Annotated in this window: 24 protein-coding genes and 1 riboswitch; of the genes, 14 read left to right on the forward strand and 10 right to left on the reverse strand. The window is 62.7% G+C overall.

All coding sequences use genetic code 11. From position 1 onward, the window contains the following. Positions 1-49 precede the first annotated feature (49 nt). Both thiC and AAG799_RS03985 read right to left on the reverse strand, forming a co-directional pair. Complete coding sequence (thiC, locus tag AAG799_RS03980; protein WP_341894505.1) at positions 50-1858, reverse strand: phosphomethylpyrimidine synthase ThiC; 1809 nt, start codon at positions 1856-1858, stop codon at positions 50-52. A gap of 77 nt (positions 1859-1935) precedes the next feature. Continuing rightward, positions 1936-2104: riboswitch (TPP riboswitch) on the reverse strand. 69 nt (positions 2105-2173) lie between these two features. Continuing rightward, positions 2174-2731, reverse strand: a complete 558-nt coding sequence (locus AAG799_RS03985) for a hypothetical protein (protein ID WP_341894506.1) — start codon at positions 2729-2731, stop codon at positions 2174-2176. Here AAG799_RS03985 and AAG799_RS03990 point away from each other — a divergent pair. From AAG799_RS03990 to AAG799_RS04010, 5 genes are all read left to right on the forward strand, one after another. Next, positions 2723-3475, forward strand: a complete 753-nt coding sequence (locus AAG799_RS03990; RefSeq protein WP_341894507.1) for a HAMP domain-containing sensor histidine kinase — start codon at positions 2723-2725, stop codon at positions 3473-3475. The genes AAG799_RS03985 and AAG799_RS03990 overlap by 9 nt on opposite strands. A gap of 46 nt (positions 3476-3521) precedes the next feature. Continuing rightward, the gene (locus tag AAG799_RS03995) at positions 3522-3965 is read left to right on the forward strand and encodes a metalloregulator ArsR/SmtB family transcription factor (protein ID WP_341894508.1); all 444 of its coding nucleotides are present in this window, start codon (positions 3522-3524) and stop codon (positions 3963-3965) included. Further along, positions 3851-4315, forward strand: coding sequence for an SRPBCC domain-containing protein (locus tag AAG799_RS04000; protein WP_341894509.1), 465 nt, complete (start codon positions 3851-3853; stop codon positions 4313-4315). The genes AAG799_RS03995 and AAG799_RS04000 overlap by 115 nt, the downstream gene beginning before the upstream one ends. A 108-nt stretch (positions 4316-4423) precedes the next feature. Then, positions 4424-5776: an MBOAT family O-acyltransferase gene (locus AAG799_RS04005; protein WP_341894510.1), complete on the forward strand. Its 1353-nt coding sequence runs from the start codon at positions 4424-4426 to the stop codon at positions 5774-5776. Positions 5777-5785: 9 nt separating this feature from the next. Continuing rightward, positions 5786-6988 carry a hypothetical protein gene (locus AAG799_RS04010; RefSeq protein ID WP_341894511.1) on the forward strand — a complete coding sequence of 401 codons (1203 nt, stop codon included), beginning with the start codon at positions 5786-5788 and terminating at the stop codon, positions 6986-6988. Here the strand turns inward: AAG799_RS04010 and radC are convergent, their stop codons facing one another. The 3 genes from radC to sfsA all read right to left on the reverse strand — a co-directional run bounded on the left by radC (position 6989) and on the right by sfsA (position 9254). After that, entirely contained in the window at positions 6989-7684 is a 696-nt protein-coding gene (gene radC, locus AAG799_RS04015; RefSeq protein WP_341894512.1) for a DNA repair protein RadC, read from the reverse strand. Positions 7685-7693: 9 nt separating this feature from the next. Further along, the gene (map, locus tag AAG799_RS04020) at positions 7694-8467 is read right to left on the reverse strand and encodes a type I methionyl aminopeptidase (protein ID WP_341894551.1); all 774 of its coding nucleotides are present in this window, start codon (positions 8465-8467) and stop codon (positions 7694-7696) included. A gap of 94 nt (positions 8468-8561) precedes the next feature. Further along, positions 8562-9254, reverse strand: coding sequence for a DNA/RNA nuclease SfsA (gene sfsA / locus AAG799_RS04025; protein WP_341894513.1), 693 nt, complete (start codon positions 9252-9254; stop codon positions 8562-8564). 57 nt (positions 9255-9311) lie between these two features. Between sfsA and AAG799_RS04030 the strand changes: the two genes are divergently transcribed. From AAG799_RS04030 to AAG799_RS04050, 5 genes are all read left to right on the forward strand, one after another. Beyond that, on the forward strand, positions 9312-10073 hold the full coding sequence (locus tag AAG799_RS04030; protein ID WP_341894514.1) for a molybdopterin-binding protein: 762 nt from the start codon (positions 9312-9314) through the stop codon (positions 10071-10073). Continuing rightward, a complete protein-coding gene (locus tag AAG799_RS04035) occupies positions 10073-10465 on the forward strand; it encodes a Rap1a/Tai family immunity protein (protein WP_341894515.1) in 393 nt (130 codons plus the stop codon). The genes AAG799_RS04030 and AAG799_RS04035 overlap by 1 nt, the downstream gene beginning before the upstream one ends. 117 nt (positions 10466-10582) lie before the next feature. Next, complete coding sequence (locus AAG799_RS04040) at positions 10583-10924, forward strand: hypothetical protein (RefSeq protein ID WP_341894516.1); 342 nt, start codon at positions 10583-10585, stop codon at positions 10922-10924. Between the two features lie 22 nt (positions 10925-10946). Then, positions 10947-11285 (forward strand): hypothetical protein, encoded by a 339-nt coding sequence (locus tag AAG799_RS04045; protein WP_341894517.1) that lies wholly within the window; start codon positions 10947-10949, stop codon positions 11283-11285. Beyond that, positions 11282-11623: a hypothetical protein gene (locus AAG799_RS04050; protein ID WP_341894518.1), complete on the forward strand. Its 342-nt coding sequence runs from the start codon at positions 11282-11284 to the stop codon at positions 11621-11623. Before AAG799_RS04045 ends, AAG799_RS04050 begins: the two co-directional genes overlap by 4 nt. Here the strand turns inward: AAG799_RS04050 and AAG799_RS04055 are convergent. The 5 genes from AAG799_RS04055 to AAG799_RS04075 are packed head-to-tail and all read right to left on the reverse strand — an operon-like array spanning position 11613 to position 15615. Then, positions 11613-12614 carry an oligopeptide/dipeptide ABC transporter ATP-binding protein gene (locus tag AAG799_RS04055; RefSeq protein ID WP_341894519.1) on the reverse strand — a complete coding sequence of 334 codons (1002 nt, stop codon included), beginning with the start codon at positions 12612-12614 and terminating at the stop codon, positions 11613-11615. The two genes, AAG799_RS04050 and AAG799_RS04055, sit on opposite strands and share 11 nt — an antisense overlap. Then, positions 12611-13615, reverse strand: coding sequence for an ABC transporter ATP-binding protein (locus tag AAG799_RS04060; RefSeq protein WP_341894520.1), 1005 nt, complete (start codon positions 13613-13615; stop codon positions 12611-12613). The genes AAG799_RS04055 and AAG799_RS04060 overlap by 4 nt, the downstream gene beginning before the upstream one ends. Next, positions 13615-14460, reverse strand: coding sequence for an ABC transporter permease (locus tag AAG799_RS04065; protein WP_341894521.1), 846 nt, complete (start codon positions 14458-14460; stop codon positions 13615-13617). Before AAG799_RS04065 ends, AAG799_RS04060 begins: the two co-directional genes overlap by 1 nt. Next, a complete protein-coding gene (locus tag AAG799_RS04070; RefSeq protein ID WP_341894522.1) occupies positions 14453-15403 on the reverse strand; it encodes an ABC transporter permease in 951 nt (316 codons plus the stop codon). Before AAG799_RS04070 ends, AAG799_RS04065 begins: the two co-directional genes overlap by 8 nt. Beyond that, complete coding sequence (locus AAG799_RS04075; RefSeq protein ID WP_341894523.1) at positions 15403-15615, reverse strand: DUF1289 domain-containing protein; 213 nt, start codon at positions 15613-15615, stop codon at positions 15403-15405. Before AAG799_RS04075 ends, AAG799_RS04070 begins: the two co-directional genes overlap by 1 nt. Before the next feature lie 172 nt (positions 15616-15787). Here AAG799_RS04075 and AAG799_RS04080 point away from each other — a divergent pair, with 172 nt between their 5' ends. From AAG799_RS04080 to AAG799_RS04095, 4 genes are read left to right on the forward strand one after another with little or no spacing between them, the layout of a single operon-like run. Beyond that, on the forward strand, positions 15788-16528 hold the full coding sequence (locus AAG799_RS04080; RefSeq protein ID WP_341894524.1) for an ABC transporter ATP-binding protein: 741 nt from the start codon (positions 15788-15790) through the stop codon (positions 16526-16528). A gap of 15 nt (positions 16529-16543) precedes the next feature. Further along, positions 16544-17278, forward strand: coding sequence for an ABC transporter permease subunit (locus AAG799_RS04085; RefSeq protein WP_341894525.1), 735 nt, complete (start codon positions 16544-16546; stop codon positions 17276-17278). Positions 17279-17281: 3 nt separating this feature from the next. After that, positions 17282-19183, forward strand: a complete 1902-nt coding sequence (locus tag AAG799_RS04090) for a Gldg family protein (RefSeq protein WP_341894526.1) — start codon at positions 17282-17284, stop codon at positions 19181-19183. A 24-nt stretch (positions 19184-19207) separates the two neighbouring features. Beyond that, on the forward strand, positions 19208-20353 hold the full coding sequence (locus tag AAG799_RS04095) for a hypothetical protein (protein WP_341894527.1): 1146 nt from the start codon (positions 19208-19210) through the stop codon (positions 20351-20353). The last annotated feature ends 7 nt before the right edge of the window (positions 20354-20360 follow it).

Genomic DNA, 20360 nt, shown 5'->3' on the forward strand with positions numbered 1-20360 from the left:
AGCGGCAGCCGGATACACAAGGGCCGGCTGCCGCTTTTGCACTGCAACGTTACTCGGCCGGCCGGTAGATTTCGCCGCCCGCGCGGCGGAACCGGTCTGCCATCTCGGTCATTCCCTGTGCGGCCACATCGTTCTGCATCCGGGCGGCATCACGCACCTCCTGGCTGATTTTCATCGAGCAGAATTTCGGCCCGCACATTGAGCAGAAATGCGCGGTCTTGTGCGCTTCCTTGGGCAGGGTCTGATCGTGGAACTGCGCCGCGGTTTCCGGATCGAGGCCCAGGTTGAACTGGTCCTCCCAGCGGAATTCGAACCGCGCCCGGCTGAGTGCGTCGTCGCGCCGCGCCGCGCCCGGATGGCCCTTGGCCAGATCGGCGGCATGGGCGGCGATCCGGTAGGTCACCACGCCCACCTTCACATCATTGCGATCCGGCAGGCCGAGATGCTCCTTTGGTGTCACGTAGCAGAGCATGGCGCAGCCATACCAGCCGATCATCGCCGCCCCGATGCCACTGGTGATGTGGTCGTAACCCGGCGCGATATCGGTAGTGAGCGGGCCGAGCGTATAGAAGGGTGCCTCGCCGCAGGTTTTCAGCTGCTTGTCCATATTCGCCTTGATCTTGTGCATGGCGACATGGCCCGGCCCCTCGATCATCACCTGCACACCCTTGGCCCAGGCGATTTTGGTCAGTTCACCCAGAGTTTCCAGTTCGGCGAACTGTGCTGCATCGTTGGCATCGGCCGTCGAACCCGGCCGCAACCCATCGCCCAGCGAGAAGCTGATATCGTAGGCCCGCATGATGTCGCAGATCTCGGCGAAATGCGTGTAAAGGAAGTTTTCCTCATGATGCGCCAGGCACCATTTCGCCATGATTGATCCACCGCGCGAGACAATCCCGGTGACGCGATTGGCGGTCAGCGGGATATAGGCCAGCCGCACGCCGGCATGGATGGTGAAATAATCCACGCCCTGTTCGGCTTGTTCGATCAGGGTGTCGCGATAGACCTCCCAGGTAAGATCCTCGGCGCGGCCGTTCACCTTTTCCAGTGCCTGGTAGATCGGCACGGTGCCGATCGGCACCGGTGAGTTGCGAATGATCCAGTCGCGGATGTTGTGGATGTTGCGCCCCGTCGAGAGATCCATCACCGTATCGGCGCCCCAGCGGATCGCCCAGACCATCTTGTCGACTTCTTCGGCCACCGAGGAGGTGACAGCCGAATTACCGATATTGGCATTCACCTTCACCAGGAAATTTCGACCGATGATCATCGGTTCCAGTTCCGGATGATTGATGTTGCAGGGAATGATGGCGCGGCCGCGCGCGATCTCTTCGCGCACGAAGTCCGGCGTCACGAAATCCGGGATCGACGCACCGAAGTCCTCGCCATCCCGCTTCGCCAGGTCCTTGCGCGCCTCGTTCTCGCGGATGGCGACGTATTCCATCTCCGGCGTGATGATGCCGCGCCGGGCATACTCGTATTGTGTCACGGCAGCATCGCCTTTGGCGCGCAGCGGGCGCGGATGCATCGGGAAGGCCGGCACCGAGCTGACGCCGCCATTGTCTTCCGGCTGCACCAGTCGGCCATTGTATGCCTCTACATCGCCACGTGCCTCGATCAGGCGGGTGCGCCAGCGTGGCAGGCCCTGGTTGATGTCGATTTCGGCATCGGGATCGGTATAGAGCCCCGAGGTGTCGTAGACCGGCAGGGGTGGTTCGTTGGCAGAGGGATGCGTAGCGATCTCGCGATGCGGCACGCGGATGCCTGAATGAAGGCTGCCGGCTTGATAACGCTTCGTTGAAGCGGGCAGAGGGCCGGTGGTGATTTTAAAGTTCGGTGCGTTAGCCAACGTGTCCATGGGATCTCCTTCTCGATCACGACAGGAGATCCGGGTGTGGTGGATGTTCGCGGAATGCGGGCACCGGATCAAGATTCCGCGCGCCGTATGACCGTTCCCTCCGCCGGCATGACCCGGATCAGGTTCACAGGCCAGCACCATGCGGTGCTGGCTCTCAGGGTCACGGCGTTGCAGACTCATCCTTGGAACAGATGGAGCCTGCCGGCCAAATCTCAGCGCCCTAGCGGCGCCCCCCTCGGTAACGGTCATGGTGGAGCAGGGGTTACTGATCGTCAACATTCCACGACGCGTAAAACCAGCGGTATAATTCGCCGTTTACAGGAAGATTTCGGCTGCGCCATTGTGGGGCGCGGGCAGCAGCCAGGAAATGACCGGCTGCGGGAGGGTTGAGGAATGAGTGTGGAGTTGGGAAGCGGTGACCTTGAGGCTGCATTGGAAGCAGCGAATGCGCAGTTGCAGCTTGAAGGTGAGCGCCGACGCATTGCTGAGCAGCGGTTCCGCGATGTTACCGCACTGAGTGCCGACTGGGTCTGGGAAACCGATGCCGACCTCGTCTACACCTATATGTCCGAACAGGTCGAGAGGGCCACGGGGGTTCCGGCGGCGGAATATATAGGCCAGTCCCGCGTCAATCTGTTCGGCGATGAGAATTCGGCGGACCCTTTTCTGCGGTTGCATATCGACGACATGCGGGCACATCGACCCTTTGCGAATCAGGTGCAATGGCTGAATCGGCCCCGCGGCTTGGTCTGCATCAATGTCAGCGGCCGGCCGCGCTTCGACGAGAAGGGTTGTTTTATCGGCTATATCGGTATCGGCCGCGATATCACGGAAGAGCAGCAGCAGCGTCGCCGGCGCGATGAGATGAATCATGCGCTGGCAGAAGCACGCGATCAGGCGCTGCGGGCGTCGAAGAGCAAGTCTTCCTTCCTGGCGCATATGAGCCATGAATTGCGGACGCCAATGAATGCGATTCTTGGTTTCGCCGAGGTGATGAAAGACCAGGTGGTCGGGCCTCTGGAAGACCGCTATCGTGGCTATGCCGGCCATATCCATGACAGCGCGCTGCATCTGCTCAGTCTGATCAACGATGTGCTGGATCTTTCGCGAATCGAGGCGGGTGCCTACGAATTGCATGAAGGCGAGGTTGATTTGCCGGCGGTGGCGGCGCGCGCGCTTCGCCAGGTTGAAGGCGCCGCACGCGGTGGCAGCGTGTCATTGGCACTGGAACTGCCGACCGGTCTGCCGCCGGTCTGGGCCGATCAGCGCGCGATCTTTCAAATTATGTTGAACCTGCTCAGCAACGCCATCAAGTACACTCCGGCCGGTGGTGTGGTGGTGATTTTCGCGCAGCGTGAATCTTCAGGCGGCATTGCCTTCGGTGTGCGTGATACCGGCATTGGCATGACCGAGGGAGATATCGCCAAGGCTCTGCAGCGTTTCGGCCAGGTCGACAATGTGATGACGCGTGAGCACCAGGGATCAGGTCTCGGCCTGCCACTGGTGCAGGAACTGGCATTGCTGCATGGCGGGCAGGTGGCGGTAGACTCCGAGCCGGGCAAAGGGACCACCGTTACGGTGCGTTTCGGCGCCGATCGCCTGGAACCCCGGGGGTAAGCTTCCCCGATTGACTCGGGATTGTTTTACCGCAATACTAAACCTTATGGTTAAGTATTCAGATGCCATCCTGGATCGCACTTTCGCGGCATTGTCCGATCCGACACGACGGGCACTGCTGGCGCAGCTGGAAACCCAGGACCGCATTTCGGTCAGCGAACTGGCGAAACCCTTTGCGGTATCGTTGCCCGCCATCATGAAGCATCTCGATGTGTTATCGGATGCCGGGCTGGTCACCCGCAGCAAGACCGGCCGCACAGTGACCTGCCGGCTGAATGCAGGTCCGATGGAGCAGGCCATGGAGTGGCTGCACCGCTATCAGCGTTTCTGGTCGGCCCAGCTCGACCGTCTCGCCGCCTTTGTGGAGGAGGAGCCATGCTCGCCCAAACTCAAGCTGGTGCATCCCAAAAGCCCAGCCTTACCCTCAAGCGACGCATCAAAGCCACGCCCGCCAAAGTCTACCGGGCCTGGACGGACCCCGCGCAAATAATCTCCTGGTGGGGGCCTGGTAACTGCGAGTTTCTTGCCAGCGAAATCGATCTGCGGATCGGCGGCCGCTTCCGGATCGCCTTTCGCACCGACGTGGACGGCCGCAGCCACGAACAGCACGAAGTGGGCGGTACCTACAAGGACATCGTACCGGACCAGCGGCTGGTCTTCAGCTGGAACTGGGTCACCACGCCCGAACGCGTGTCGCAGGTCACTGTCACGCTCAAACCCGACGGTGGTGGCACGTTGCTGACGCTGTTTCACGAACAGCTGTTTGATGAAGAGTCCAAGACCCGCCACACCCGGGGCTGGACCGCTTCGCTTGAGAAGCTGGAAGGCCTGTTTGCCTGAGAGGGTAGGGACCGTCAAACAGGATGTTAACCTGACGGGCAGTGCTTTCGGGCGCCGGGGGCGCCATGCTATAGGCTGACATCTGGCCGTTCCGGTCCAAGAGTCGCGATGCCGTTCAATTCACTCGCTTTCCTGATTCTGCTGACCACCAGCTGGCTTCTGGTTGTCTGGTTGCGCCGACCCGCCTATGCGTTGATCGTGGCCAGCCTGGTCTTCTATCTGTTCGCCGGTCCCCTCGACACCACGGTCTTCCTTCTGACGGTCGGGCTGAACTGGCTGATCCAGCTGTTCATCATGCGGCCGCGTTGGCGCATTACGGCCGCCGTATTGCTCAATATCGGCCTGATCTTCGCTTTCAAGTACAAGAACCTGTTGTTCGGTGGCGGCATGGCCGGCAGCTATACCGATACCGGTCTGCCACTGGGTATTTCCTTCTACTGCTTTCAGGCGTTGGCTTATCATATTGACGTGATTCGCCATCAAGCGGCGCCGGCGCGGTCTTTTGCTTCATTTTTCCTGTTCAAGAGTTTTTTCCCGCAGCTGGTGGCCGGCCCGATCGTGCGGGCGCCGCAGTTCCTGCCACAGATCGAACGGTTGTTCAGCGGCAACCGGCGCCGGCTGCGCCTGATCGCCTATGGACTGGTGCTCTGCCTGCTCGGCCTGTTCAAGAAGGTGGTGTTGGCCGATAGCCTGGCGCCGATTGTGGATGAGATTTTCGTTGCGTCACCAGAGTCAGCGTATCAGGCCTGGCTTGGCGCGGTGCTGTTCGCGTTCCAGATCTATTTCGATTTCTCCGGCTATTCCGACATCGCCATCGGTGCCGCCTATCTGCTGGGTTTGCGCCTGCCGCTGAATTTCCTCACGCCCTATATGAGCACGGGCCCGCGCGATTTCTGGCAACGCTGGCATATCAGCCTGTCGACCTGGATTCGCGACTATCTCTATATTCCACTGGGCGGCGGGCGCGGCGGCTGGCTGCGGGCGGCTGCCGTTCTGGTCGGCAGCATGGCGTTGGCCGGACTGTGGCATGGCGCCAATGGCACCTTCGTGATCTGGGGTGCGGGCTGGGGTATCTATATCCTGATCTGCCGGTCGCTGCGTGATCGCGTCATGCTGCCGCTTGCGTTGCGCTGGCCGCTGCATATGGCCATTGTGGTGATGCTTTGGGTGTTCTTCCGTTCGCCCAGCTTTGGCTTCGCACTCGACTATCTGACTGTCATGCTGGATGTCACTGCTTGGACGGTTCCCGTGGGGGGCATATCCCCCATTTTATCAGGCATCGGCATTGCCGGCCTGTTTCTGCTGCATGCAGCCGAATACCGCCTCAACCGGCGGAGTACGCTCTTTGTGTTGCGACGCTGGAACGGACCGTTCCTGTGGGGGCTGTGCATTGGCCTGTCGTTGCTGCTGATCCTGCTGCCCAGCAGCAATGCCAATCCATTCATCTATTTCCGGTTCTGAGGTGCTGCGATGAAATCTCGCCGCATCCGCCTTGCTGCTGTGGCGCTGTTTGTCGGCGGCGGCCTGTGCGCTGCCCTGATGGCCGAAGCCTGCCTCAAGGTCATTGCCGCCACGCCACTGTGGCGGGTTCTGCCGGTGATCGAGCCAATCCTGGGCCAGCCCGATCCGCAAACCGGCTATGCCTTCACACCTGGTGTGTCGGGTATATGGGTGCGGGAGAATCGTGCACGCGTGCAGATCACTGAACTGGGGCTGCGTGGTCCGCAGGGGATCACGCAGGCGAAAGCGCCAGGCACAGTGCGCATCGCGCTGCTGGGAGATTCTGTCACCGAGGCTTTGCAAGTCGAATACGCGGCCAGTTTCGGGGCGTTGTTGCAGGCACGGCTTAATCATGGCGGCAGCGCAGGCACCGAGGTGATCAATCTGGCGATGTCGGGGAATGGCCCGCTGCGCCAGCTCATGCGGCTGGAACAGCGCGGCTATAGTTTCGATCCAGATATTGTGCTGTCGGTGACTAGCCCATTCGATTTTCTCTCCGGTGAACTGCGTGACGACCGGCTCAATCCAGCCTATGTGCCGGATGGCAGCGGCGGCTGGATGCGCGGCTATGCTTTCCGCAAGCGGTTCTCGGTGCGTCAGGCTGATACGTTGGCTGGCCGTGTTTTCCTTGACGCCGTGCAGCGGTTCGATCTTGTACGGCTGCTGTATCTGCGCAGTCGGGATCCATTATCGAAACTAATGGGCATCGAGGCCTCTGCACGTGCTCCTGCATCATCACCGGTAGTCGCCGATACCTGCTTCACAGCAGATTTGCGGAATTTGCAACGTCTGTGGCAGAACCATGAGCCGGCGCAGGATTGGCAGGTGACCGGAAAATTCTTCGACGAACTGGCTGCTAGCAGAGCCGGAAGACCCGTGAAGTTGGTGTATGCGCTGCGCGATTTACCGATGCCGCCGGCACGCTGCGCGTCGCAGCGCGCGCAGCGTGCTGCGGTGATAGACACGATCGAAGATGCACTGGCAACACGGCAGATCGGCTTCATCGATCTGGAAAAGCAGTTGGTAGATATTGTGGGCGTAGACGGAAGTGCCGACCTCAGGGTCTTGCGCGGCTTCGGTTTGCAGATCGGACAGGGGCATCTCAATCATGAAGGCCATCGGCGTTATGCCGAGGTGCTCCAGACTGCTGTTGCAGAACTGATCGGGCGCTGATTAGAGCAGGCCCTGTTCGCGGAAACTGACATGGCCTTTGCGGCCGATGATCAGATGGTCATGCACGGCGATGCCAAGGGCCGATGCGGCTGATATCACCTGGCGTGTCACCTCAATATCGGCCCGCGATGGTGTGGGATCGCCGCTAGGGTGGTTGTGCACCAGAATCAGGGCTGCGGCATTCAGTTCCAGAGCTCGCTTCACCACCTCGCGTGGATAGACTGGCGTATGGTCGACGGTACCGCGCTGCTGTTGCTCGTCAGCGATCACCTGGTTCTTGCGATCCAGAAACAAAATCCGGAACTGCTCGACTCCTTCGTGTTGCAGGGCGGCGCGACAGTAATCCAGCAGGGCCTGCCAGCTAGAGACCGCAGGGCGTTGCGTCGCATCGGCTTTCAGCATACGCAGGCCGGCTTCGCGGGTCACCTTCAGGGCGGAGATCGCAGCATCGCCGCAGCCGGGCACCTTCGACAGGCGTTCGGCAGGCGCGGCCAATGCACCAGCCAGCGAGCCGAATTCCGCAATCAGCGCTTTGGCCAGCGGCTTGGTATCGCCGTTGCGGAAGACGCCGAACAGGATCAGTTCAAGGATTTCATAATCCGGTATGCCGCTGCCGCCACTTTCGAGGAAGCGGGCCCGCAACCTTGCGCGATGGCCGTGGAAGTGGGGTTTTTCGTCTGCGCCCGCTTCTGCCAAGCGTCCCGTCTATGCGTATGGCGGCTTGTGCCAGCCCTTGGGCGACAGCGTGAAAATCTCGTAGCCGGTCTCGGTGACACCGATCGAATGTTCGAACTGTGCCGAGAGCGAGCGGTCCTTGGTTACTGCGGTCCAGCCATCCGACAGCAGTTTCACCTGCCATTTGCCGGCATTCACCATCGGCTCGATGGTGAAAAACATGCCGGCCTTGAGCGGCACGCCGGTACCCGGCTCGCCGTAATGCAGGATATTCGGCGGCTCGTGGAAAATGCGCCCCAGACCGTGACCGCAGAAATCGCGCACCACCGAGAAGCGTTCCTTCTCGACGAACTGCTGGATCGCATAGCCGATATCGCCGGTGGTGGCGCCGGGCTTGACCACCTCGATGCCGCGCATCATCGCTTCATAGGTGACATCGCAGATGCGCTTGCCCTTCACGCCGACATCGCCGAGCAGGAACATGCGGCTGGTGTCGCCATGCCAGCCGTCGACGATTACGGTGACATCGATATTGAGGATGTCGCCATCCTCCATCACCTTGTCGCCCGGGATGCCGTGGCAGACCACATGGTTCACCGACGTGCAGATCGATTTCGGGAAGCCGCGATAGCCCAGCGGCGCCGGTACGGCGCCATGCTGGGTGATGAAATTATGGCACAGCGTGTTCAACTCGTCGGTGGTGACGCCAGGCACCACATGAGGCGTAATGAAATCCAGCGTCTCGGCAGCCAGCCGGCCGGCCGCACGCATGCTGGCGAAATCCTCGGTCTTGTGCAGACGGATGGCGCCGGGACGGAAATCGTCGTCGTCTTCGGTATCGAGGATGCGAGCCTGGTTCTGGTTCACGGCGTTTTATTCACTGTTTTATTTCAATAAGTTACGGGTCTATTTCAAGCCGGTCGGCAATGGCGATGCCGGCCTCCGTAACGGTGCAAGCATAACATAGCGCCTCGACCCCGGCATTCCTAGCCTCGATGAAGGCGGCGGCGTAGCCCGGGTCGCAGTCGGCGGCAATGCGGAAATGGCGGCAATCGCCGCGCTGGACCACGAACAGCATCACCGCCCGATGCCCGGCGGCTACCATCCCTGAGAGTTCACGTAGGTGCTTGGCGCCGCGCTCGGTGACGCAGTCGGGGAATTCCGCCAGCGGCGGCCGCCGGCTCAGATGCACGTTCTTGATTTCCAGGTAACAATCGGGTCTGCCCTCTGCCGTCAGCAGGAAATCTACCCGGCTGTTGGTGCCGTATTTCACCTCGGGCCGGTGCAGGCTGTAATCTACCAGTTCCGCGATGCGGTCCTGGGCCAGGGCCTCGGCCACCAGTTTGTTGGGCAGGCTGGTGTCGATCCCCACCAGGGTGCTGTCGGCTTCGGCGATCACCCAGCCCCAGTTCAGCTTGCCCTTGCCGGGCTTCAGCCAGGCCCGGCTGCCCGGCTGATCCAGCCCCAGCATGGCGCCTGGATTGGGGCAGTGCACGGTTTCCTCATGGCCATCGGCAAACCGCATGTCGGCCAGGAAGCGCTTGTACCGGCGGATCAGGATGGCCGGGGTGAGGGGTTGGGAAAACTGCATGCTTCGCCTATAGCGGTGGCTGGCCTGCACGTCCAGCGCGTGCTATGTCCTCTCGCCATGACGGAAACGCCTAAAATCGTAACCGCAGCCATGCTGGTGATCGGCAACGAGATTCTCTCGGGCCGCACCCGCGATGCCAATATGTATTTTCTTGCCGGCAGGCTGACCGAGCTGGGCATCCGCCTGCGCGAGGCTCGCGTGGTGCCGGATATCGAGGCGACCATCATCGCCACGGTGCAGGAGCTGAGCAAAGCTTACGACTACGTTTTTACATCGGGCGGTATCGGCCCGACTCATGACGACATCACCGCCGACTGCATCGCCAAGGCCTTCGGCGTTGGCATCGATATCCATCCGGAAGCGCGCCGCCGACTGGAAGCGCATTACGAGGCCGGCATGCTGAATGCCGCCCGGCTACGCATGGCGCGCATTCCGGACACCGCCACGCTGATCGACAATCCAGTATCGGCAGCACCGGGTTTCCGTATCGGCAACGTCATGGTGATGGCCGGCGTGCCGAGAATATTCGAGGCAATGGTGGCAAGCGTGGCGCCAAGCCTGGTCGGTGGTGACAAGCTGCTGTCGCGCACCGTGCTGGCTTTCGTGCCCGAGGGTGCGGTGGCCGAAGACCTCGGGGCCCTGCAGACCGAATATCCCGATGTGGATATGGGGTCTTATCCCGCTTTCCGTGGCGGCAAGGCTTCCACCGCTATCGTGCTGCGCTCCACTGACAAGGCACGGCTGGATGCGGCAACGGATGCGATGTATGCGATTTTCCGCCGCATGGGCGGCGAGCCATTCGAGAACGAGATCGTCTGATGCGCCTGCTCCTGCCGACCGCCATCGTGGCTGGTCTCTTCGCCTTCGCCGCCTTTGCCCAGCCGGCGCCCAATCTAAACCCGACCGGCAATCTGGCCCCGCCGCCGAAATTCCTGGCCAAGGATCTGCTGGGCCTGTGCGAGGGTCCTGAGGGCAGCGCACGCCTTGCGGGTTGCCTGCGCTATCTGCAGGCCGCGGTGGCGATGTATGAGATGGCGGTGGCCGAAAGCAAGGATATGACCTGGTTCTGTGCGCCGCGCGAGGCGCCATCCGCCCTGCTGCGCCAGCAGTTTGTCGAATGGGCCAAAGAGAACCCCGATCAGATCGGCCAAGAGGCCATTCAGGCTGTGCGCCTGGCTTTGACCGACGCCTTTCCCTGTCAGGGAGACTAGTGCGGCCGGGCGGCAGGCCCGGATACACGAAAAGGTGAGTGGCAGCCGTCATTCCGCCGCAATCCCGGCGCAGGCTGACGTGTTAGAATGCGGCACTGCCGGAGGTTGGAACCCGCCATGGGCAGAACGGTCCTAAAGCCTATTGCTGCATTGACGCTGCTGGGTGCGTTGGCCGCCTGCGGCCCGCCGTTAGGATGGCAGAAGCCCGGCGTGACATTGGCAGAAGCCAACATCGACAGTAGCGAATGCGCCGCTCTTGCGCGCAATCAGGCTTTCCGCGAAAGCACTTTCGGGCCGTCCGGCTATTATGGTGGTTATTACGGCCCGTGGCCGTATCGCTATGGTCCCTATGGCTATCGCAGCTACGATTCTTTCATGTGGCGCAGCCAGCGTGAAAGCGACCTGCAGGATTTCTGCCTGCGTGCACGCGGCTATCATCTTGCGCCCATTCCGCAATAGGGCTCTATGCCAGGAGGCAATCATGCCGCGTCATTTCGCCACTCTGCTTCTGATCGCTACTGCCGCCTGCGCCCCGACCACGGAATGGGAGCGCGCCGGCACGTCATTGTCGCAACGCCAAAGTGACGAAAAGGCCTGCCTCGACCTTGCCCAGTATCAGGCCTTCGACGAGAGCGATAAATCCAAGCCGATCTATCCGCCCTTCAAGGATACACAATTCACCACCGATGGCGGCGGCGACGATGGCGGGGGCGGTGGCATTACAACCTCCTATGCCCGTCGTGGTGCGCGGGTCTATGAGCTGTCCGAATACTGCATGCAGCAGCGTGGATACTACCTGGTGCCGATCGCCAAGAAATGACCCCACACCGGATTGGCCTGTTCCTTCTGCTGGTCCTGACGGCCTGTGCCACGACGCCGACCGAATGGGTGCGGGCGGATACGTCGGCAGCCCAGCGCCAGAAAGACGAGACGGCCTGTCGGCAGATCGCATCGGATCGCGCCTATGACGAGAGCATGTCGTCAAGGCCGCTGTATCCGCCCTGGACCGGCACAGGGTTCGAGCAAAACCGGTCCCCTTGGCTGCCGGGTTACGAGACGCGCTCGCCATCCTATTTCGCGCGCGGCCCGCGCATGGGTGAACTCCACGACTATTGCATGCGCGAGCGCGGCTACCGCCTGCAGGCGCTTACGCCGTAGCCTTCTCAGCCATGATGTCTTCGGCCTTGTGGCAGGCCACCAGCCGTCCGTCCTCCAGCGCGCGCAGATCCGGCGCCACAGCACCGCAATGGGCATCGGCATGCGAGCAGCGGGCTGCCAGGGCGCAGCCGGGTAGCAGGGCGGTCTGGCTCGGGGGATTGCCCTGCAGCAGGCTGCGACGTCGCGCCTGCCCCACGGGCGGTGGCACCGGGCGCGGCAGGGCCGCGAGCAGCGCCTTGGTATAGGGATGTGCCGGCCGGGCAAAAAGCGTGGCGGTGCCGCCCTGTTCGACGATGCGGCCGAGATACATCACGGCCACGCGGCTGCACAGATGATCGATCACCGCCAGATTATGGCTGATAAACAGATAGGTGATGCCCAGGCGCTGCTGCAGGTCGGCCATCAGGTTCAGCACCTGCGCCTGCACCGACACATCCAGTGCCGAAACCGCCTCGTCGGCTACGATCAGTTTTGGCTGTGTGATCAGGGCGCGGGCGATGGCAATACGCTGGCGTTGCCCGCCCGAAAATTCATGCGGATATTTTTCCATGTCGCCGGCCCGCAGGCCAACGGTGGCAAGCGTTGCGGCCACGCGGGTGCGGCGCTCGCTGCGGCTCGGCCGTTCCAGCACATCCAGCGGCTCGGCAACGATGCGCTCGACCGTCAGGCGCGGATCGAGCGAACCGTAAGGATCCTGAAAAACCATCTGGAAGTCGCGTCGCGCGGTCCGCAGATCGGCTGTCGACAGCGCATGCAGGTCGCGACCGGCAAAGCGCATCTGGCCGCGGTCGGGCTTTTCCAGTGCCATCACCAGGCGGGCCAGGGTTGACTTGCCGCAGCCAGACTCGCCGACAATCCCCAGGCTCTGACCGGTTTCGATGGCCAGCGACACGCCATTGACGGCAAACACCTGCTGGGCTGGCGAAAATGGCGTGGCGCGGCGGAGCGTGTAGGCCTTGTGGATGTCGGTGACATCGACCAGGGCTGTCATGGCGATGCCCTTGCACCAAGGGTCTGGTCGGTGCGCCAGCATTCCGCCCGATGTGCCGGGCCGATGCTGACAGCCGGTGGGAATTCTGCGCGGCAGCGCGGCTCGGCCAGGTTGCAGCGCTCGGCAAAGGCGCAAGCTGCCGGCAGGTCATGCAGGTCTGGCACGATGCCGGCAATGGTGGGCAGTGGCGTGCGCGGGTGCGGCTGTCCGGGGGCGATACGCGGCATGGCCGAAAACAGCCCACGCGCATAAGGATGCGCCAGACGGGCAAAGACCTCGCGCACCGGCCCGGCCTCCACGGCCCGGCCGGCATACATCACCAGCACGCGGTCGACGGTTTCGGCGATCACGCCCAGGTCGTGGCTGATCAGCACGAGGCCCATGCCGCTGTCATCCACCAGCCGGCGGATCAGATCGAGAATCTGGCCCTGGATGGTGACATCGAGCGCCGTGGTCGGTTCGTCGGCGATCAGGATGTCGGGGTCGCAGGCGAGCGCCATGGCGATCATGGCGCGCTGGCGCTGGCCGCCTGACATCTGGTGCGGATAGGCGTCCAGTCGCTGGCGCGGATTGGGGATGCCGACGCGGTCAAGCAGGTCGACAGCACGGTCGCGGGCCCGGCGCCGGCTCAGCTTCAGATGCTGCTGTAGGGGTTCGGCAATCTGGTCGCCGATGCAGTGCAGCGGATTGAGCGAGGTCATCGGCTCCTGGAAGATCATCGCCAGCCGATTGCCGCGCAGGCCGCAGAGCCGCTGTTCGTTTAGCGTCAGCAGATTATGCCCGTCATACAGCACCTCTCCAGAGGCCATCGCCCCATCCGGCAGCAGGCCCATCAGTGCCAGCGCCGTCAGCGACTTGCCGCAGCCGGATTCTCCTACGATGCCGAGCGTTTCACCCTTGTCGAGCGTGAAGCTGAGGCCACGCACGGCTTCCACCACGCCGCGTGCGGTTTGCAGCGCGACGCGCAGATCGGTCACCGAAAGCAGCGGGGCTTTTGTCATCAGCGTTGCCGTGACAGACGCGGATCGGTGAGGTCGCGCAATCCGTCGCCCAGCAGGTTGAGACCGAGCACGGCGATGGCGATGGCGCAGCCGGGAAACACAGCCAGGAAGGGGGCGCGGAAAACCATGGCCTGTGCCTCATTCAGCATGCGACCCCAGCTGGGCGTCGGCGGCTGGGTGCCGAGGCCGAGGTAGGACAGCGCAGCTTCGGCCAGGATGGCCAGTGCGAACTGGATGGTGCCCTGCACCACAATCACGGCCAGGATATTGGGCAGCACATGCTCGATGGTGATGCGGGTGCTGCCCTTGCCAGCGCTGCGGGCGGCCAGGATATAGTCGCGGGCCCAGATCGCATTGGCCGAGCCGCGCACCACGCGGGCGAAAACCGGAATGTTGAAGATCGCGATGGCTACCACCGAATTCATCGTGCTGGGGCCGAAGATCGCCGCCAGCATGATGGCTGACAGGATGGCGGGGAAGGCGAAGGTGAAATCAGCGAAGCGCATCACCAGTTCCTCGATCCAGCCGCGTCGTGCCGCAGCCAGCAGCCCCAGAGTACTGCCCAGCACAATCCCGAAGCCGACGGCCAGCACGCCGACCATCAGCGAATTCTGTGCACCGGCCAGGATCAGCGACAGGACATCACGGCCGAAGGAGTCGGTGCCCAGCCAGTGATCCGCCGAGGGCATCGCCATGCGGCGGCGGATATTGATGGCGGTTGGCGCATAGGGTGTCCAGATCACGGATAGCAGCGCCATGCCAACCACGAAAGCGGTCAGGGTTGCGCCAACGACGAAGCTGCGATGCCGCCGGGCGCGGGGCCAGAAGCTGCTGGGCTCAGACATCGCGTCCTTTCAGCCGCGGATCGATCACGGCATACAGAACATCGACGATAAAATTCACCGTCACCACGGTGAAGGCCAGCAGGACAACGGCAGCTTTCACCACCTCGATATCCCGGTTGCTGATGGCCTGGAAGATCAGGCGGCCGAGGCCAGGCAGCGAGAAGACCTGCTCGACCACGATGGCGCCCGCCAGGAGGTTGCCGAACTGCAGGCCGATCACGGTGATCACCGGGATCAGCGCGTTGCGCAGCACATGGCGCCACAACACGGCCTGGCGGCTGAGCCCCTTGGCCCGCGCGGTGCGCACGAAATCCTCGCGCAGCACTTCCAGAACGGATGAGCGGGTGATGCGGGTGAGGATGGCAGCCTGCACCACGGCAAGCGAAATGCTGGGCAGGATCAGGCTTTTCGCCGCCGCGAGTATCCCGTCCCCCCAGCCGGGGAAGCCGCCGGCAGAAAACCAGCCCAGATTGACGGCGAAGAGCAGGATCAGCAGCAGGCCGAACCAGAAGTTCGGCAGCGAGATGCCGAGCTGGCTGATGCCCATGATGGCGAGATCGCCCGGCTTGTTGTGCTGGGCGGCGGCATAGACGCCAAGTGCCAGTGCCAGCACCACGGTCAGCAGCATGGCACTGGCCGCCAATGGATAGGTCAGCAGCAGCCGCTCGGCGATCAGCGGCCAGACCGGCGTTTTGTAGGCATAGGAGATGCCGAAATCGCCTACGGCCAGATGCGCGATCCAGTCGAGATAGCGGTCCAGCACCGGCCGGTCGAGGCCGTACTGATTACGGAACACGGCAAGTTGTTCATCGGTGGCATCGATGCCCAGAACCAGCAGCGCCGGGTCGCCGGGCAGGATTTCCAGCACCAGGAACACGATCACCGAGGTCGCCAGCAGGGTGGCGAGCAGGGTGGCGAACCGCTTGAGCAGGAAGGCGGGCATCAGGATCGGGACACGGTAGCAGCCTGTTGTTGCCGCTCGGCCAGCCGCGCCAGCAGGGCTCGCTTGGCCTCAGGCGCCAGCGCCGGCCAGGCGCCGATCTCCTCGCCGGTGCGGAAACAGCCCAGGCACCATCCGGTGCGGCGGTCGATGCTACAGACCTTGTTGCAGGGCGAGGGCGGTCCCGGCTCCTCGCGCCCGGGGGCGGCGATCATGGCGAAAATATGGCGACGGGCTCGCCCGGGATGCAACCGGCGGGGCGGGCGGAAAGCGCGGTCCGGTGCCGCAAAATCCTGCCGGGGGCTTGAACCATGGGCGGGGAAACTCTTATCTAGCGGGCGCCGAGCGGCGGGGGCCGCGATGTCTGGCAGGGGACGTACTAAAACGATGATCGACATCAAGAATCTGGTCAAGCAATTCGGACCGTTCACCGCCGTAGACAATGTCAGTTTCAGTGTGGCCAAAGGCGAGGTGCTGGGTTTCCTCGGCCCCAACGGCGCCGGCAAGTCCACCACGATGAAAATGCTGTGCGGCTTCCTCAATCCCACCTCGGGCAGCATCTCGGTCTGCGGCCATGACGTCGAGGCCGATCCGCTGGCCGCCCGCCGTGCCATCGGCTATCTGCCGGAAGGAGCCCCGACCTATGCCGACATGACGGCGCGCGGCTTCCTTGATTTCATCGCCGATGTGCGTGAACTGGCCGGCAAGGATCGCCAGTGGCGGCTCGACAAGGTGATCGACCAGGTCAATATCAAGGACGTGCTCGACCAGCCGATCGACACGCTGTCCAAGGGCTACAAGCGCCGCGTCGGCCTCGCCCAGGCGATCCTGCATGATCCGCCCGTGCTGGTGCTGGACGAGCCGACCGATGGTCTCGATCCGAACCAGAAGCATGAAGTGCGCGGCCTGATCCAGGCGATGTCGCGCGACAAGGCCATCATCATCTCGACCCATATCCTCGAAGAGGTGGAGGCGGTGTGCAGCCGCGCCATCATCATTGCCCGCGGCCGCATTCTCGCCGAGGGCCGCCCCGAGGGTAACGCCGGCTGGCGCATCGGCACCGTGCTTGCCGCGCCGGGTAAACTCGATGCTGCTTTCCGCGAAATCACGCAAGCGCGCGCCGCCTGATCAGGACCAAAGACCATGAAACCGATGCTTGCCGTTCTCCGCCGTGAATTCAGCGGCTACTTCTCCACCCCGGTGGCCTATGTCTTCATCGTGGTGTTCCTGTTCACTGCGGGAATCTTCACCTTCTATCTCGGCCAGTTCTTCGAGCGCGGCCAGGCTGATCTGAAGGCCTTCTTCCTGTTCCATCCCTGGCTCTATCTCTTCTTCCTTCCCGCCATCGCCATGCGATTGTGGGCGGAGGAGCGCAAGGCCGGCACCATCGAGCTGCTGCTCACCCTGCCGATCCCGCTCTGGGCCGCGGTGCTGGGCAAGTTCCTCGCCGCCTGGGCCTTTGCCGGCATCGCGCTGGCGCTGACCTTTCCGCTTTGGCTCACGGTCAACTGGCTCGGCTCGCCGGATAACGGCGTCATTCTCGCCGGCTATATCGGCAGCCTGCTGATGGCCGGCGCCTATCTGGCAATCGGCAGCTGCCTGTCGGCAGTGACCAAGAACCAGGTGATCGCCTTCGTGGTCAGCGTTCTGGTCTGCTTCATCTTTACCGTTTCGGGCGCACCGATGGTGCTGAGCTTCTTCCAGGGCTGGGCGCCGCCGCTGATCACCGACACCATCGCGTCCTTCAGCTTCCTGTCGCATTTCAATGCGATCACCGAAGGCGTGATCGACCTGCGCGATCTCGTCTTTTTCCTCTCGCTTATCGCGGTCTGGCTCTATGCCAATGCCGTTGTCGTCGATTTCAAGAAGGCTGGCTAAGTCATGAAAACCGGCAGCAAAGCCCTCCTTACCGGCACAGGCCTGATCGCCGCCTTCGCCGTCTTCCTCGGCTTCAATATCCTGGTCAATCAGGGTCTGCGCGATGTCCGCATCGACCTCACCCAGGCGCGCCTCTACACGCTGTCTGACGGCACCCGGAATGTGCTGAAGGCCATCCCGGAGCCGATCACGCTGCGCTTTTTCTTCTCCGACAAGCTGGCGAGCAATGCGCCGCAGCTGAAGCAGTATGGCACGCGCGTGCGCGAGTTGCTGGAGCGCTATGCCGCTCTGGCCGGCGGCAAGATCCGGCTTGAGGTGATTGACCCTGAACCCTTCACCGAAGCGGAAGACCGCGCGGTACAAGCCGGCCTGCAGGGCGCACAGTTGCCCGGCGGGTCGCTGTATTTCGGCCTCGTTGGTTCCAACACGCTGGACCAGCAGCAGACGATCGTCTTCTTCCAGGCGGAGAAGGAACAGTTCCTCGAATATGACCTGACCAAGCTGGTCTACGCGCTCAGCAATCCGGCCAAGCCGACCATCGGCATTCTCGGTGCCCTGCCGCTGGAATACGGCCCGGGCGGCATGATGGCGGCGATGCGCGGCCAGATGCAGCCCTATCTGATCCTTGAGCAGATCAAGCAGTTCTTCCAGGTGAAGATGCTGGACCCGTCCAAGCCGGAAGAGATCGACGACAAGTTGTCGACGCTCATCCTGGCGCATCCCAAGGATATGAGTCCGCAGGCCCAGTATGCCATCGACCAGTATGTGCTGAAGGGTGGCCGGCTGATTGTATTTGCCGACCCCTATTCGGAAACCATGGCGGCGATGCCCAACCCGATGACCGGCCAGCCGATGCCGGGCGGCGATCAGTCGTCGCTGCTGCCCGAACTGTTCAAGGCCTGGGGTATCGAGGTGCAGGCCGGCAAGTTCGTCGCCGATCTCAGTATGGCGCAACGCGTGCAGACCGGTCGTCCCGGTGCTGCCGCCGTAGCGGACTACATCCCGTGGCTGGCGATTCCGAGCGAGCGCCTGAGCCAGGATGATGTGGTGACCGCGGAGCTGACCCAGATCAATGCTGCGTCCATGGGCGCGATCCGCAAGCTGGACGGTGCCACCACCACGCTGACGCCGCTGATCACCTCGTCGAAGCAGGCCATGCTGATGGACACTGCCGATCTGCAGGGCGATCCCAATCCGCAGGTGCTGGCCGAGAAGTTTAAGGCTACCGGCGAGACCTACACCATGGCGGCCCGCATCAGTGGCCCGGCCAAGACGGCCTTCCCCGGCGGTGCCCCGGCTGATGCCAAGACGGCTGGCCCGCAGGTGACCGACAGCGCCAAGCCGATCAATGTGCTGCTGGTGGCCGATGCCGATATGCTGGACGACCGTTTCTGGGTGCGCACGCAGCAGATGATGGGGCAGAGCATGTATGTGCCGATCGCCGCCAATGCCGACCTGCTGGTGAACGCCATCGATAACATGTCGGGCTCGGGCGATCTGATCGGGCTGCGCAGCCGCGGCCGGTCGCAGCGCCCGTTCGAGGTAATTGATAATATGCGGCGCGTGGCCGAACAGCAGTTCCTGGCGCGCCAGCGCGCCCTGGAGCAGAAGTTGGAGACCACGCAGAAACAGTTGGCTGATCTGCAGAGCAAGGCGCAGGATCAGTCCAATGCCCTGCTCAGTGCCGAGCAGGAAGCAGCCATTACCACCTTCCGTGACGACCTGCTCTCTACACGGCGCGAGCTGCGCGGCGTGCAGCGCGAACTGAATCGCGACATCGAAGGCCTGCAGGTTCTCGTCAAGTTCATCAATATCGGCCTGATGCCGCTGCTCGCCGCCCTGGTTGCGGTGGGTCTGGCGATTGTGTGGCGGCGTCGCCGCATTCGCCGCGCCATGGAAGGCTGAGGCTGTCAGTACGGAGTGAAGGCAATGCAGATGCGTAATAAAAGCTGGGCAATCCTGGTGGCCGCCGCCGTGATTGTTGGCGGAGCCGGCTGGTGGGTTGCCGCCTCGCGTGACCGAGCGGCCCAGGCCGATTTTACGCCGAAACCGCTGTTCGCCGGGCTGACCGCCAAAGTCAATGACGTTGCCGGTCTGGAGATAATGACGGTCAAGACGATGTTCCGCGTCGAGCGCGGCGCTACCGCCGATCAGTGGACCATGCCGAGCCGCCATGACTATCCGGTGCGTGCCGATCTTGTGCGCAAGAATGTGCTGGGCATTGCCGGGCTGGAAACGATCGAGCCGCGCAGCGACAAGCCGGCGCATTACAATCTGCTGCAGGTTGCTGAGCCCGACCAGTATCAGCCGGTGGACGATGCGGCGAAGTCCGACCCGGGCCCCATTCTGGTGCGGCTGGCCGACAAGGACGCCAAGTCGATTGCTGCTGTGATCATCGGCAAGGCGCGCAGCTATCCGTCCGCAGGCAAGCCCGGCCAGTTGCAAGTGCGCAAGCCTGACGAGGCCCGCGCCTGGCTGGCCCAGGGTACGCTGGAACTGCCGGCCGATCCGGCGCAGTGGCTGGTCAAGGATTTGATCAAGATCGACCGCGCCCGTGTGGCCTATGCCACGGTGAAGCATCCCGATAGCGAAGTTCTGCGGGTTAACCGCGGCCCGGAGAAAACCGATAATACACCGGTCGATTTCGTGCTGCCCGACATGCCTAAAGGCATGAAGGCGGTTTCACCCTTCGATGTGAATGCGGTGGCTGGCGGCCTGGCTTATCTGGGCTTCGAGGATGTCACCAAGGCGGCCGAACTCGATTTCTCCAAGGCAACGACAGCCGAGATTGTCACGCTCGATGGCGTGAAGGCGGTGGTGCGTACCATCCCGGCCGCGGACCAGGACAAGAAATTCTGGCTTAAGATTTCTGTCAGCTTTGACGCCGCGCTGGTCAAGCCTGATGCCGCCAAGGAGCTGTTGAAGCCCGAGGAGGCCGAGAAGCAGGTGAAAGAGGCGGCGGCGCGCATGGATGGCTGGGCCTATCTGGTCAACGATTATGCTGCCCGCGACCTGACCCGCCGGCTGAAAGACCTGATCGAGCCGGAAAAGAAAGACGAACCCAAGAAAGGCTGATTCTGGA

It is taken from the genome of Ferrovibrio terrae (genome assembly GCF_943371255.1).
In the GTDB taxonomy this organism is placed as follows: Bacteria; Pseudomonadota; Alphaproteobacteria; order Ferrovibrionales; family Ferrovibrionaceae; genus Ferrovibrio; species Ferrovibrio terrae_B.